The 13,145-nt window shown below is 60.3% G+C and carries 14 protein-coding genes; 7 read left to right on the top strand and 7 right to left on the bottom strand.

From position 1 onward, the window contains the following. Window positions 1-4: 4 nt before the first annotated feature. The gene (locus J2Y86_RS09395; protein WP_253430125.1) at window positions 5-370 is read left to right on the top strand and encodes an antibiotic biosynthesis monooxygenase; all 366 of its coding nucleotides are present in this window, start codon (window positions 5-7) and stop codon (window positions 368-370) included. On the opposite strand, the gene J2Y86_RS09390 is transcribed toward J2Y86_RS09395, so the two are convergent. The 4 genes from J2Y86_RS09390 to msuE all read right to left on the bottom strand — a co-directional run bounded on the left by J2Y86_RS09390 (window position 367) and on the right by msuE (window position 4,531). Further along, window positions 367-1,470, bottom strand: a complete 1,104-nt coding sequence (locus tag J2Y86_RS09390; protein WP_253430121.1) for a sigma-54 interaction domain-containing protein — start codon at window positions 1,468-1,470, stop codon at window positions 367-369. The genes J2Y86_RS09395 and J2Y86_RS09390 overlap by 4 nt on opposite strands. Before the next feature lie 19 nt (window positions 1,471-1,489). Next, window positions 1,490-2,677: an acyl-CoA dehydrogenase family protein gene (locus J2Y86_RS09385; RefSeq protein WP_253430118.1), complete on the bottom strand. Its 1,188-nt coding sequence runs from the start codon at window positions 2,675-2,677 to the stop codon at window positions 1,490-1,492. A gap of 134 nt (window positions 2,678-2,811) precedes the next feature. Beyond that, on the bottom strand, window positions 2,812-3,957 hold the full coding sequence (gene ssuD, locus J2Y86_RS09380) for an FMNH2-dependent alkanesulfonate monooxygenase (RefSeq protein ID WP_253430115.1): 1,146 nt from the start codon (window positions 3,955-3,957) through the stop codon (window positions 2,812-2,814). 10 nt (window positions 3,958-3,967) lie between these two features. Beyond that, a complete protein-coding gene (gene msuE, locus J2Y86_RS09375) occupies window positions 3,968-4,531 on the bottom strand; it encodes an FMN reductase (RefSeq protein ID WP_253430112.1) in 564 nt (187 codons plus the stop codon). Between the two features lie 403 nt (window positions 4,532-4,934). On the opposite strand from msuE, the gene J2Y86_RS09370 reads away from it, so the two are divergent. From J2Y86_RS09370 to J2Y86_RS09355, 4 genes are all read left to right on the top strand, one after another. After that, complete coding sequence (locus tag J2Y86_RS09370; protein WP_253430109.1) at window positions 4,935-5,204, top strand: hypothetical protein; 270 nt, start codon at window positions 4,935-4,937, stop codon at window positions 5,202-5,204. Between the two features lie 98 nt (window positions 5,205-5,302). After that, on the top strand, window positions 5,303-5,917 hold the full coding sequence (locus J2Y86_RS09365) for a LysE family translocator (protein WP_253430106.1): 615 nt from the start codon (window positions 5,303-5,305) through the stop codon (window positions 5,915-5,917). A 161-nt stretch (window positions 5,918-6,078) separates the two neighbouring features. Further along, window positions 6,079-7,236 (top strand): cysteine desulfurase family protein, encoded by a 1,158-nt coding sequence (locus J2Y86_RS09360; RefSeq protein ID WP_253430103.1) that lies wholly within the window; start codon window positions 6,079-6,081, stop codon window positions 7,234-7,236. Window positions 7,237-7,301: 65 nt separating this feature from the next. Next, the gene (locus J2Y86_RS09355; protein ID WP_253430098.1) at window positions 7,302-9,110 is read left to right on the top strand and encodes an aminopeptidase P family protein; all 1,809 of its coding nucleotides are present in this window, start codon (window positions 7,302-7,304) and stop codon (window positions 9,108-9,110) included. Here J2Y86_RS09355 and J2Y86_RS09350 read toward each other — a convergent pair. Beyond that, window positions 9,103-10,023, bottom strand: coding sequence for a LysR family transcriptional regulator (locus J2Y86_RS09350; protein WP_253430095.1), 921 nt, complete (start codon window positions 10,021-10,023; stop codon window positions 9,103-9,105). The two genes, J2Y86_RS09355 and J2Y86_RS09350, sit on opposite strands and share 8 nt — an antisense overlap. Before the next feature lie 104 nt (window positions 10,024-10,127). Here J2Y86_RS09350 and J2Y86_RS09345 point away from each other — a divergent pair, with 104 nt between their 5' ends. Then, complete coding sequence (locus J2Y86_RS09345) at window positions 10,128-11,126, top strand: zinc-dependent alcohol dehydrogenase family protein (protein WP_253430092.1); 999 nt, start codon at window positions 10,128-10,130, stop codon at window positions 11,124-11,126. Here the strand turns inward: J2Y86_RS09345 and J2Y86_RS09340 are convergent. Both J2Y86_RS09340 and J2Y86_RS09335 read right to left on the bottom strand, forming a co-directional pair. Next, window positions 11,123-11,713, bottom strand: a complete 591-nt coding sequence (locus tag J2Y86_RS09340; RefSeq protein WP_253430089.1) for a 2-hydroxychromene-2-carboxylate isomerase — start codon at window positions 11,711-11,713, stop codon at window positions 11,123-11,125. The two genes, J2Y86_RS09345 and J2Y86_RS09340, sit on opposite strands and share 4 nt — an antisense overlap. A 36-nt stretch (window positions 11,714-11,749) precedes the next feature. Continuing rightward, entirely contained in the window at window positions 11,750-12,478 is a 729-nt protein-coding gene (locus J2Y86_RS09335) for an SDR family oxidoreductase (RefSeq protein ID WP_253430086.1), read from the bottom strand. Window positions 12,479-12,569: 91 nt separating this feature from the next. On the opposite strand from J2Y86_RS09335, the gene J2Y86_RS09330 reads away from it, so the two are divergent. Beyond that, window positions 12,570-13,130, top strand: a complete 561-nt coding sequence (locus J2Y86_RS09330) for a TetR/AcrR family transcriptional regulator (RefSeq protein WP_253430083.1) — start codon at window positions 12,570-12,572, stop codon at window positions 13,128-13,130. Window positions 13,131-13,145: the final 15 nt, after the last annotated feature.

Genomic DNA, 13,145 nt, shown 5'->3' with positions numbered 1-13,145 from the left:
TTTCATGCAAGCGCCAGAGAAAAATCGCAGCTTCACCCAGTTGATCGAATTCGAGATCGAACCCCATCAGCAACCTGCATTGGTGTCGGCGTTATCCAGGCAAACCGAGCGTCTGGCCCAAGGCTACAGCGGATTTCTAAGTGCCAGTATCCAGGCCAGCGACGATGGCCGGCGGGTGCTCAATTACCTGCAATGGCAATCGCGCGAGGCGGGGGAAGCCGCGTTCCGGAGTTTTGAAAGCGGCGAGCAGGATTTCTGGCAGCTGATTCGCGCCCATCAGGCGAAAACCGTGACGTTCGGCTCGTTCCAGGTGCTGCACAGCCTGGAACGCAGTCACGACAACGCATTGCATTGCAATCTGGTGGATTAAATCGACAGTTGCATCAAGCGCTCGCCCTGCACGTTTTCCGTGGGCCGGCGCTTGTTCACCGCCAGTTCGCCGATCTTGATCAGTCGCGTGCGCGTTACGTTGCGGCTCAACCCCAGCAGCGCAGCCGTGTGCACCTGGTTGTAATGACTGAAACGGTAGGCCGCGCGCAACAGGGCGTCTTCGACCTTTTCGTGCAGCGCGCCGGCCTGTTCCTCGAACAGCTTCTGGAACGCCCGATCAAGCAAGGCTTCCGGTGAATCGTCGAAGTTGCCGTGGGAATCGTCCTGACGCTCGATGCGCATGTTCGACAGGCGCAGGTCATCGCGTTCGATCACGCCGTTACGGCAGATCAGCAGGGTGTGGTGAATGACGTTTTCCAGTTCACGAATGTTGCCCGGCCAACTGTAGCTGCGCAGTTTCAGTTCGGCCTCTTTGCTGATGGTGATGGTGCCGTAGCCCAGGCGCTGGCTGTAGGCTTCGACGAAGTGGCGGGTCAGCGGCAGGATGTCGTCGGGGCGATCACGCAGGGGGCTCAGTTCCAGGCTGACCACGTCGAGGCGGTAATACAGATCCTCGCGGAAATGCCCGGCGTTGATGGCTTTTTCCAGTTGCACGTTGGTCGCCGCCAGCACACGCACGTTGATCGGAATGCTCTTGCGCGAACCCAGTCGCACCACTTCGCGCTCCTGCAACACCCGCAGCAGCTTGACCTGAATCGCCATCGGCAGATCGCCGATTTCATCGAGGAACAACGTACCGCCATCGGCTTCTTCGAACCAGCCAGCCTTGGCGCTCAAGGCCCCGGTGAACGCGCCTTTTTCGTGGCCGAACAGTTCGGCCTCGACCAGGGATTCGGAAAACGCACCGCAGTTCACCGCCACGAATGGCCGATTGCGCCGGGCGCTTAGGTTGTGGATATGGCGTGCCACCAGCTCTTTGCCAGTGCCGGTTTCGCCAATGATCAGCACGCTGGCTTCACTGGGCGCGACTTGTTGGATGTGGGCGAGCAAGGCCTGGGATTTCGGGTCTTCGAACACCTGGGCCGTGGCGCGGATGGAGGTCGCCAGGGCGGGCGAGGGCGGTAAGGTCAGCAGTTGCATGGGGCAGGCTCCATGAAGGCTATGAATAGAAAGTCGGAATCGGCAAGGACTGGTTCAGTGCCCAGTCGCCCAGTTCATGGAGTTTGTAATCCACCGGGTCGTGCAGGGTTTGCGTGCGCAGGTTGCGCCAGTGGCGGTCGAGCCGCAGCGAGGCGTGAGTCGAACGTGCACCGGTCACTTCGAACAGCCGGCTACAGAGTTCGAGGCCGTTGCGGGTGGCGGCGACCTTGGCCGTGGCGATCGCGGTGGCCAGATTTCCGCGTTCTTCGGCGCTGAGGTTCGGGCCTTTCGCCCAGGCCTTGTCGAGCAGGTCGGCGGCGCGTTCCACCAGCAGGCGAACGCCTTCAAGCGCCACCCAGAATTCGCCGTAATGGCCGAGCACGTACGGGTCCTGACGCACATCCTGAGTGCTGGATTTGTGCCATGGGCGGGTTTCGGTGAGGGTGTATTGCCGCGCCTCTTCGAAGGCGCCTTCGGCAATGCCGAGGAACATGTGGGTGAACGTCAGCTGCGCGATCAATGGACGAAGACAGGCGAATGGCGTGCTCAGCGGACCCGGATCGAGCAGCAGTTCGGACTCTTCGACCCGCACCCGTTCGAACGTGGCGCTGCCACTGTCGGTCTGGCGCTGGCCCATGTTGTTCCAGTCGTTGTGCAGGGTAATGCCGCTGCGACCGCTGGGAATGGCGGCGATCAACAGCTTGCCACCGGCACTTTCGTCCACCGCCGAGGCGATCAACATTTCCGAATCGCTGGCGCCGGAGCAGAAACTTTTCTTGCCGGAAAACTCCCGCCAGCCACTGAGTTTCTTCACCACGGTGCGGGTGTCCAACGGGTTGAGGGCATTGCCCCAGAACCAGTTCTTGCGTGCCGTTTGTTCGAACCACGGCTGCCATTGCTCGGGCCGGGCGAACAGGCGCACGGTGGCGAGCATCAGGTGATGAAAACCGAAGACGTGGGCAATCGAACTGTCGACCTTGGCGAACTCGCGCACGATGGTCAGGGTGTCACTCCAGCTGGCGCCGAGGCCGCCATACTGAGTGGGAATGCTTAACGCGAGCAGGCCGCTGTGGCGCAAGGCATCACGTTCGGCTTTGGGCGTACCGCCACGTTCATCGCGCTCGACAGCGGTCAGGGCAAACTCGGCGGCCAATCGGCGGGCGGTTTGCAAGGGAGATATCAGAGTGCTTTGCGGCTTGGCAGTCACGCGAGTTCCTCAATGAATTCGACACGGATCCCTGCAGGAGCGAGGCTTGCCCGCGAAGGCGTCGTGTCAACCAGCATCCATGTTGAATGTCCGGACGCTTTCGCGGGCAAGCCTCGCTCCTACAAGGTCGTGGGTCAGGCCGTGGCTTTGGCGGGCAGCACGTCATTGGCGATCATTTCGCCAAACGGCCCGGTGAGGTTGGTGACACCGCGCCCCGCCAGGCTGGCATACGGTTCAGGCAACAACGGGAACACCAGTTCGGCAAAGCGATACGCCTCTTCAAGGTGCGGGTAACCGGAGAAGATGAAACTCTCGATCCCCAGATCCGCGTATTCCTTGATGCGCGCCGCCACTTGCTGCGGATCACCCACCAGCGCCGTCCCGGCACCGCCGCGCACCAGGCCCACACCGGCCCACAGGTTGGGGGCAATTTCCAGGTTGTCGCGACGTCCGTCATGCAACGCCGCCATACGCCGCTGGCCTTCGGAATCGAAACGCGAGAACGACTTCTGCGCGGCGGCGATGGTCTCGTCGCTGATGTGTTCGATCAGTTTGTCGGCGGCTTTCCAGGCCTCTTCCGCGGTCTCACGAACAATCACGTGCAGGCGAATCCCGAACTTCACCGTGCGCCCATTGCGTGCCGCACGCTCGCGCACATCGGCGATTTTTTCCGCCACGGCGGCCGGTGGTTCACCCCAGGTCAGGTAGACATCGACCTGCTCGGCGGCCAGTTCATGGGCGGCTTCGGACGAACCGCCGAAGTACAGCGGCGGATAGGGTTTCTGCACCGGCGGGTACAACGCCTTGGCGTTCTGCACCTGCAAATGTTTGCCTTCGAAATCCACCGCTTCGCCTTGCAGCACCCGGCGCCAGATCTTCAGGAATTCGTCGGTGACTTCGTAGCGTTCGCTGTGATCGAGGAAGATGCCGTCGCCACGGTTTTCGTCCGGGTCGCCGCCGGTCACCACGTTGATCAGCAAACGGCCGTTGGACAGTCGATCCAGCGTGGCCGCCATGCGTGCCGAGACGGTCGGCGAGATGATGCCCGGACGAATCGCCACCAGATAGCGCAGGCGTTCGGTCAACGGCACCAGCGCCGAAGCAATCACCCACGAATCCTCGCAGGAACGTCCGGTGGGAATCAGCACGCCGTGGTAGCCGAGGCTGTCAGCGGCCTGTGCCACTTGCTTCAGATAATTGAGGGTCACCGGGCGGGCGCCCTGAGTGGTGCCCAGGTAATGGCCGTCGCCGTGGGTCGGCAGAAACCAGAAAACATCCATGAAGAGATCCTTAAGCGATTTTCAGCAGATTTTTGGGGGGCACGCCGAACAACGGCGCGGCGCGTTCTGCAGCAAGACGAATGCGGGCCTTCAAGGGCTCACTGGTTATTTGGTAATTGGCGAAATCGGCTTCGGTGGCGTAGACGCCGATCGGCAGGGTCAGCGCCTGGAAGAAACTGAACAGCGGTCGCAGCTGATGATCGAGGACCAGCGCATGCCGTTCGCTGCCACCGGTGGCGGCAAGCAGTACCGGCGTATCGATCAGCGCGTTCAGATCGATCAGGTCGAAAAGGTGTTTGAGCAGGCCCGGGTAGGAGCCTCGATAGACCGGCGCAGCGACAATCAGCAGGTCGGCGTTTTCGATGGCTTGCAGCTCGGCTTCGATGTCTGCGCTCAGTTCCTGACGCGAGAGTGCAGCGCCCAGTGGACGGGCGATGTCGCCCAGTTCGATCAGCTTGCTCTCGATCGGCAATTGCCCGGCCAGTTCGGCCAACAGCGCCTGGGTCAGCACCAATGTGCGGGACGGCCGCCAGGTTCCGCCGGACAGGGCAACGACTTTCAATGGACGCGACATGATCAGTTCCTTTTTAAACAGTTGCTCAGCGAGCAGTGAGTAGTCACAGGGCTTGAGCAAGAGCTGTACCAATCCTTCGAGCCCTTGTTTTCCGTGGCTTGCAGCGTATTGAAGAAAGCGCGCTGTTCGATTTGAAGGACTGTTTGTTGAATGACTGTTGCCTGGCAAACAGTTGCGTGGGCAACAGTTGTGAAAAGCGATGGGGTTGTTATAAAGCCTGGTTGTTATTCCGTAAAAGACCATAAATTAATATTTATAGATCATATGGAAATATGTGGAGCGTGGGGCTGAGGGTCATTAGGCAAAGTCGATAGCCACTATCGAAAGCGTTGATTTCTGCCCATCGGATAGCACGGGTAGCCTGTGTTCATTGACCCGAACCCAGATGCCAGGACGCCACACCATGAAAACCCTACTCGCCACTTTCTTGCTGCTTGCGGTCTCCGTTCTCGCCGGATGTGCCAGCCATGTTTCCCCGGAACTGCGGCCCTACACTGCTGAAGAAAGCAGGGAACTGGCGCTGGAGGCGTTGAATCGTCGCGGCTTGTCCTTCGACGAATACCACGCGAAAAAAGCCGAACTGCTCGGCGAACCGCAGAAAGCTTTCAGTTTTGACAAGCAAGGCGAGATGAACGCCGAGCGCGCCGTTCAGCTTCACGGCCGTCCAAGCTGAGCGACTGTACCGCTCGAAGTTTCACCCAACTGTCCATGGGTTTCTCTCAGGGTGTGCGATAGGGTCAATACCTGACTGACCCTGATGGACTGCTACCCATGACGCTCTCGCTCGATCTGCTGCTGGGCTTCGCCCTGTTCGCCCTTGTCACCTCGATCACTCCCGGCCCGAACAACACCATGTTGCTGGCATCGGGTGTGAACTTCGGCTTTAACCGCACCATCCCCCATATGCTTGGCATTACCTGCGGCTTCTTTGTGCTTGTCGTGGCCGTCGGTTTCGGCCTGGGCGCCGTGTTTCAAACCTATCCGTTGCTCTACACCGTGTTGCGTTACGTCGGTGCGGCGTATTTGCTGTACCTGGCGTGGAAAATCGCGCATTCCGGGCCGGTTTCCGACGGTGAGCAGGGGGAGAGCAAACCCATCAGCTACCTCGGCGCCGCAGCGTTCCAGTGGGTCAATCCCAAGGCGTGGATCATGGCCATCGGTGCGATCAGCACCTACACACCGATGCAGGGCTATTTCACCAATGTGGTCGTGATTGCCGCGGTCTTCGCCCTGATCAACCTGCCGAGCGTCGGTGTCTGGGCGGCGTGCGGCACGCTGTTGCGCAACGTGCTGAAGGACCGTCGCTGGTTGCGCATGTTCAACTGGGGCATGGCCGCGCTGCTGGTGGTTTCGCTGTATCCGTTGTTGCTTGAAAGCTTTAGCTGACGCATTGCTTCATCCGGTTGCCCGATGCCTGTTAAGCTCGACTTCAGGAGCGTTCCTACGCACTTTTCAATGAAGTCGTACTTCTATTACGCATCCGATCAGGTATTGCTGGTTGACTGGTTGCCCGCACCTGATCCCGGAACAAGCTCTGCGAGTCTTTTATGAATAAACGTCCGTTGTATTTCGACTACGCCGCCACCACGCCGGTGGATGAGCGGGTCATTCAGGTCATGGTCGAGTGCCTGGGGTTCTCCGGCAACTTCGGCAACCCGGCGTCCAGCTCCCATGCGTTCGGCCAGCAGGCCCGGCAAACGGTCGAGCAGGCGCGGCAGCAGGTGGCCGAACTGGTCGGGGCGAAAGCAGACCAGATCGTCTGGACCTCCGGCGCCACCGAATCGAACAACCTCGCCCTCAAGGGCGTGGCCCAGGCCCGGGGAATCTCCGGTGGTCATGTCATCACCAGCCAGATCGAACACAAGGCGATTCTCGACACGGCGAAGCAATTGCAGGACACGGGTGTTGCCGTGACGTATCTGGTGCCGGACGAGGAAGGTCTGATCACCGCGCAAGCCGTCAGCGAGGCCATGCGCGACGACACCTTTCTGGTGTCGCTGATGCTGGTCAACAACGAGCTGGGTACGCTCAATGACATCGCGGCCATCGGCGAAGTGGTGCGTGCCCGCGATGCGTTGTTCCATGTCGACGCCGCTCAGGGCGCGGGGAAAGTGGCGATTGACCTGACGCAGTTGCCGGTGGACCTGATGTCGTTTTCGGCGCACAAGATCTACGGCCCCAAAGGCATCGGCGCGTTGTATGTGGGGCCGCGTGCGCAGCAGCGCTTGCAGGCGCAGATTCACGGCGGCGGCCACGAAGGCGGTCTGCGTTCCGGTACGTTGGCGACTCATCAGATTGCCGCCATGGGCGTGGCCTTCGCGTTGGCGGCGCAACTGTTCGATGAAGAGAAAGCCACGATCGTGCGTCTGCGTGAGCGCTTGCTCGAACCGCTGCTGAGCATTCCCGGCGTACGCCTCAACGGCAGCGCCACCCAGCGCATTCCCCATACCCTGAGCCTGACTTTCAACGAAGGCGAGTTCAACTCGGCGACACTGAACGCCTCGATCGCCTTTTCCGCGACCTCGGCCTGCAACTCCGCCAGTAATGCGCCGTCCCACGTTCTGCTTGCCCTTGGGCATGATGCCCGTTCGGCGGGTCGCACCATTCGCTTGAGCCTGGGCCGGTTTACCACCGAGCAGGATATCGACCAGGCGGTGCAACTGATCAAAGCGGCCTGCGCCAGTGCTCCGGCATTCTGGCAGTAGCGTCTTTAAGCGCCGACTGAGATCGGCACTCAACAATAATGATGAAGTGATTAGCAGGAGACACGATGAGTACGCAGCCTTCGATCAATGGATCGGTGCCCGAGCGCCTGGCGCACACCCGCGAGCTGATGAGCCGGGAGGGTATCCATGCCCTGCTGGTGCCGTCGGCGGACCCGCACCTGTCGGAATACCTGCCGGGCTACTGGCAAGGGCGGCAATGGCTGTCGGGCTTCCACGGCTCGGTCGGCACGCTGATCGTGACGCCGGATTTCGCCGGCGTCTGGGCGGACAGCCGTTATTGGGAGCAAGCGACCAAGGAACTCAAGGGCAGCGGCATTGAGCTGGTCAAGTTGCAGCCGGGTCAGCCCGGGCCGCTGGACTGGCTGGCCGAGCAAACCCCTGAAGGCGGCGTCGTCGCGGTAGACGGTGCGGTGATGGCCGTGGCCTCGGCGCGTACGCTGGGTGGCAAACTCGAAGAGCGCGGCGCCCGACTGCGTACCGACATCGATCTGTTGAGCACAGTCTGGAGTGATCGCCCGACGCTGCCGAACGAGCCGATCTATCAGCACTTGCCGCCTCAGGCGACGGTCAGCCGTGGCGACAAACTCGCCAACCTGCGCGAGGTGTTGAAAGAGCGGGGCGCCGATTGGCATTTCATCGCCACCCTCGACGACATCGCCTGGCTGTTCAACCTGCGCGGCGGCGACGTGTCGTTCAACCCGGTGTTCGTTTCTTTCGCGTTGATCAGCCAGCAACAGGCCACCCTGTTTGTGGCCTTGAGCAAAGTCAGCACCGAACTGCGCGCGATCCTCGAGCAGGACGGCGTAACCCTGCGCGACTACAGCGAAGTGGCCGACGCCTTGCGCGCGGTACCGAGCGGCGCGAGTCTGCAAGTCGATCCGGCGCGTGTCACGGCTGGCCTGCTGGACAACCTGGACAGCGGCGTAAAACTGGTCGAAGGCCTGAACCCGACGACGCTGGCCAAATCGCAAAAAAGCCTGGCCGATGCCGAGCACATCCGCAAAGCGATGGAGCAGGATGGCGCGGCGCTGTGCGAATTCTTCGCCTGGCTGGAGTCGGCGTGGGGCCGCGAGCGCATCACCGAACTGACCATCGACGAACACCTGACCGCGGCGCGTACCCGTCGTCCGGATTATGTGTCGCTGAGTTTCAACACCATTGCTGCGTTCAACGCCAATGGTGCGATGCCGCATTACCACGCCACCGAAGAAGAACACGCGGTGATCGAAGGCGACGGTCTGTTGCTGATCGACTCCGGCGGCCAATACCTGGGCGGCACCACTGACATCACGCGGATGGTGCCGGTCGGTACGCCGACGGATGAGCAGAAACGTGATTGCACCCGCGTGTTGAAAGGCGTGATTGCGTTGTCCCGTGCGCAATTCCCTCGGGGCATTTTGTCGCCGTTGCTGGATTCCATCGCGCGAGCGCCGATCTGGGCGGAAAGCGTCGATTACGGTCACGGCACCGGTCACGGCGTGGGTTACTTCCTCAACGTTCACGAAGGCCCGCAAGTGATTGCCTATCAAGCCGCGGCGGCACCGCAAACCGCGATGCAGCCGGGCATGATCACCTCCATCGAACCGGGCACTTACCGTCCGGGCCGCTGGGGTGTGCGGATCGAGAACCTGGTGTTGAACCGTGAAGCGGGCAAGAGCGAATTCGGTGAGTTCCTGAAATTCGAAACCCTGACCCTGTGCCCGATAGACACGCGCTGCCTGGAACCGTCGTTGCTGACTCAGGACGAAAAACAATGGTTCAACGCGTATCACGCTGAAGTGCGCGAACGCTTGAGCCCGTTGCTCGACGGCGCAGCACTGGAGTGGTTGAACACTCGAACCGCCGCTATCTGATCGGCCTGAGTTCAGGCGCTGCTTCCAGCGCCTGGCTCATGTAATCGACGAATGCTTTGACCCTGGCGGATTGGCGACGATTCGCCGGGGACACGGCATGGATCGGCAGCGACTGCGCAACGTAGTCCGGCAGAATCGCCGTCACTCGCCCGGCTTTCAGGTCCTCGCTGAACAGCCACACCGGCGACAGCGCAATCCCCAGTCCTCCCAACACCATCTCGCGGATCGCCTCCGAGTTGTTGCTTTGTGCGTTGCCCTTGACCCGCACTTCGTGGCGCTGGGCATCTTTCTCATAAATCCACAGGTTTTGACTGTTCAGCAGGTTGAACTGCAAGCAGTTGTGCCTGCTCAGTTCTTCCGGTAATTGCGGTTGGCCGTGTTGCTTGAGGTAGCCCGGCGCTGCGACAGTCACTCGATAAGTGGTGCCGATGTGGCGGGCGATCAGGTCGCTGTCGTTCAGCTCGCCGATCCTGAACGTGACGTCCAGCCCTTCGCGGACCAGGTCCTGGTTTTGATCACTCAATTGCAGGTCAATGTCGATCCCGGGATAACGTGTCAGGAATTCCGCCAGGCGTGGGGCGATCTGCAAACGCCCGAAACTCACCGAGGAGCCGATGCGCAAGTGACCGGCGATGCGCTCCCTGCCGGACTGGAAGCTGTGCTCCGCTGCATCGACAGCCGCGAGGATCTGTCGACATTCGTTGTAGTAACGCTGACCTTCATCGGTCAGGGAAAGCTGGCGGGTGCTGCGGGCAATCAGTTTTCCACCCAGTTCGGTTTCCAGCGCTTTCAAGACTTTGCTGATAGTGGGCTGGCTGGTCTGCATCTCCCTGGCAACGGCAGAGAAGCTGCCGCGTTCGACGACGCGGACAAAGATCGTCATTGCATTGAGTTTATCCACGGGGTTTCTCATTGATGCCAAATAGGCATGGTCACTATAGCTAAATGGCGTCTTATCGGCATGAGTGAATTGGAGGAGGATTTATCCCACAGCCAACTCTGACAGGAATATGCGAAATGACGGACATAACTGAAATGCGCGCTCTGATTGTCGACTCGGCCAATGCACCGCTACGCTTGGCTTCCATTAAACGGCCGGAGCCCGAAGCGGGGCAGGTGCTGGTCCGGATCAAGGCCAGCGGCGTAAATCCGCTGGACGGGAAAATCCGTGCCGGCCAGGCGGCTCATGCGCGTCAGGCATTGCCGGCGACAGTGGGGATTGATCTGGCGGGAATCGTTGAGGGTGTGGGCGAGGGTGTGACCGGATGGCAGCCGGGCGATGAGGTGTATGCCATGGCGACGGGCATTGGCGGCGCGCAAGGTTCTTTGGCCGAGTACGCAGCAGTCGACGCCCGATTGTTGGCACATAAACCGGACAATTTGAGCATGCGTGAGGCCGCGGGATTACCGCTGGTGCTGATCACGGCGTGGGAGGGGTTGGTGGATCGGGCACGTGTGCGGGCGGGCCAGAAGGTGCTGATTCACGGTGGGGCGGGTGGTGTGGGTCATGTCGCGATACAAATTGCGCGCGCCTTCGGTGCCCAGGTGTTTGCGACAGGTTCTGCGAGGCATCAGGCACTCATCGAAGGTTTCGGCGCGACGTTTATCGATTACCGCCAGTCTTCGGTCGAGGACTATGTGGCGCAGCATACGGCCGGCGAGGGCTTCGATATTGTCTATGACACGGTGGGCGGTGAAACGCTCGATGCTTCCTTCAAGGCCGCGCGGGTTTATCACGGTCATGTCTTGAGCTGCCTCGGTTGGGGGCAGCACAGTCTGGCGCCGCTTTCGTTTCGCGGGGCGACGTATTCCGGGGTGTTCACGTTGTTGCCGTTGCTCACCGGTGTGGGGCGCGAGCATCACGGGGAGATTCTTCGCGAGGCGGCGCGGTTGATAGAGGCGGGTAAGCTGATGCCATTGATGGATCCTCGGACGTTCACGCTGGAAACGGCCGAGGCCGCCCATGAGCTGCTCGTTTCGGGAACGGCTCAGGGACGGTTGGTCATCGAGATCTAAGCAAGGGCTTCAAGGACGAAATCCAGTCGATCCTGGCCGAAGAACAGCTGGTTATCGACAAACATGCTGGGTGCGCCGAACACACCGCGTTGCACGGCCTTCTCGGTGTTGTTCTTGAGCACGGCTTTGACGTCTTCATCAGCCGTCAAAGCCAGCACTTCTGTCGGATCAAAGCCGTTCTGCGTCAGTACGGTAGCGACGGTCGCCAAGTCGTCGAGGTTGCGACCCTCAACCCAAACCGCATGGAACAGGCAGTCGATAAAGGCCTGGAAGCGTTCCGGGTGGCGCAGTTGCATGCCGGTGACCGCGCGCATCAGCATGAGCGTGTTGATGGGAAAGTTCGGATTGAATTTCAGTGGCACACCGTACCGTCTGGCGTAACGATCGAGGTCCTGAAACATATAGAGGCCCTTGGCCGGGATGGTCGCCGGCGAAGCATTGCCGGTGGCCTTGAAGACACCGCCCAGCAGGATCGGAATGTAGATCAGCTGACTGTCGGTCTGCGCGCAGATTTTCGGCAGTTGGGTGTACGCCAGGTAGGTGGCGGGGCTGCCGAGGTCGAAGTAGAACTCCACGGTTTTGCTCATGGTCGATGCTCTCTGATTATTGTTGTTGGGGAGGGCTTACCAGCGTTCACTCCAGGGCCGCAGGTCCAGCTCGAAAGTCCAGGCATCGCGGGGCTGACTGTGCAGGTACCAGTAGTTCTCGGCAATGTGTTCGGGATTGAGGATGCCGTCCTGGTCCTTGGTTGCATACTTCTCGGGAAAGGAATCGCGAATGAAATCGGTATCGATAGCGCCATCGACGACGACGTGAGCAACGTGAATATTCATCGGTCCCAGTTCACGGGCCATGCTCTGGGCCAGCGCACGAATGCCATGCTTGGCCCCGGCGAACGCCGCGAAGCCCGCAGCGCCACGCATGCCGGCGGTGGCGCCGGTAAACAGGATCGTGCCCCGTTGACGCTTGGCCATGCGCTTGGCCACTTCACGGGCGTTGAGAAAGCCTGAGAAACAGGCCATTTCCCAAATCTTGAAATACTTTCGTGCCGTTTCTTCGAGAATACTGCACGGCACGTTGGCGCCGATATTGAACACAAACGCTTCGATGGGGCCGATCTGGCTTTCAATCTGCTCGACCAGCGCAATCACGTCCTCTTCCTTGCGCGCGTCGCAGGCAAAGCCATGGGCTTCACCGCCAGCAGCGTTGATAGCGTCCACCAACGGTTGGAGTTTGTCTGCGCTGCGCCGGGTAACGCACGCGACGAAACCTTCTTGCGCAAAACGTTTGGCGATAGCGCCGCCCGTGGCATCACCTGCACCGACGACCAGTACGACCTTCTTGTTATTCATGGTAGATCCCTTTGCTAAACGATCGTTAACTAAACGAACGTTATGCTACGATTGGGCAAGCGTCAAGACGATCAATCCTGAGGGAAAGGCAATGCGTTACTCGGCCAGTCATAAACTGGAAACCAGGGAGAAGCTGCTGGAAAGCAGTGCGGTGTCCGCGAAGAAGTCCGGTTTCTCTACGGTCGGTGTCGATGCCTTGATGAAAGCTATTGGCCTGAGTGGCGGCGCGTTCTACAGCCATTTTTCGTCGAAGGATGAACTGTTCGCTTCAATCGTCGAAAAAGAGCTGTGTCAAAGCCTGGAACGCCTCGGGGCTGACCAGGACCGTGACAGGCTAGAACGCTGTTTGAAGCTCTACCTGAGCATGTCCCATGTTGAACATCCGGAATCCGGTTGTGCGTTGCCGGCACTGGGCGCGGAAATTGCCCGTTCAGACGTGGTGATTCGCCAGCAGGCGGAGAAATGGATTTGTCGGCTTCAGGAGAGTTGGGCGCAGATACTGGAGAGCGACAGCCTGGCCTGGGCCATTCTGTCGCAATGCATCGGGGCATTGGTGGTGGCGCGAATGCTGGCCACGCCAGAAGTCCAGCGCACGGTGTTGAAGTCCAGTTACGATGAGATTGGCCGTCAGATCGCAGGCCCGCGAACCTGAAGCGACGGCATCAAC

This window comes from Pseudomonas migulae, assembly GCF_024169315.1.
In the GTDB taxonomy this organism is placed as follows: domain Bacteria; phylum Pseudomonadota; class Gammaproteobacteria; order Pseudomonadales; family Pseudomonadaceae; genus Aquipseudomonas; species Aquipseudomonas migulae_B.
This window is presented reverse-complemented; position numbering and strand designations above follow the sequence as displayed.

What these genes read in the sequence shown, in the direction of transcription:
- J2Y86_RS09355 (WP_253430098.1), top strand. Translation starts at nt 7,302, where the DNA reads ATGAGTACGCAGCCTTCGATCAATGGATCGGTGCCCGAGCGCCTGGCG.
- J2Y86_RS09350 (WP_253430095.1), bottom strand. Translation starts at nt 10,023, where the DNA reads ATGAGAAACCCCGTGGATAAACTCAATGCAATGACGATCTTTGTCCGC.
- J2Y86_RS09345 (WP_253430092.1), top strand. Translation starts at nt 10,128, where the DNA reads ATGACGGACATAACTGAAATGCGCGCTCTGATTGTCGACTCGGCCAAT.
- J2Y86_RS09390 (WP_253430121.1), bottom strand. Translation starts at nt 1,470, where the DNA reads ATGCAACTGCTGACCTTACCGCCCTCGCCCGCCCTGGCGACCTCCATC.
- J2Y86_RS09340 (WP_253430089.1), bottom strand. Translation starts at nt 11,713, where the DNA reads ATGAGCAAAACCGTGGAGTTCTACTTCGACCTCGGCAGCCCCGCCACC.
- J2Y86_RS09370 (WP_253430109.1), top strand. Translation starts at nt 4,935, where the DNA reads ATGAAAACCCTACTCGCCACTTTCTTGCTGCTTGCGGTCTCCGTTCTC.
- J2Y86_RS09360 (WP_253430103.1), top strand. Translation starts at nt 6,079, where the DNA reads ATGAATAAACGTCCGTTGTATTTCGACTACGCCGCCACCACGCCGGTG.
- ssuD (WP_253430115.1), bottom strand. Translation starts at nt 3,957, where the DNA reads ATGGATGTTTTCTGGTTTCTGCCGACCCACGGCGACGGCCATTACCTG.
- J2Y86_RS09330 (WP_253430083.1), top strand. Translation starts at nt 12,570, where the DNA reads ATGCGTTACTCGGCCAGTCATAAACTGGAAACCAGGGAGAAGCTGCTG.
- J2Y86_RS09365 (WP_253430106.1), top strand. Translation starts at nt 5,303, where the DNA reads ATGACGCTCTCGCTCGATCTGCTGCTGGGCTTCGCCCTGTTCGCCCTT.
- msuE (WP_253430112.1), bottom strand. Translation starts at nt 4,531, where the DNA reads ATGTCGCGTCCATTGAAAGTCGTTGCCCTGTCCGGCGGAACCTGGCGG.
- J2Y86_RS09395 (WP_253430125.1), top strand. Translation starts at nt 5, where the DNA reads ATGCAAGCGCCAGAGAAAAATCGCAGCTTCACCCAGTTGATCGAATTC.
- J2Y86_RS09335 (WP_253430086.1), bottom strand. Translation starts at nt 12,478, where the DNA reads ATGAATAACAAGAAGGTCGTACTGGTCGTCGGTGCAGGTGATGCCACG.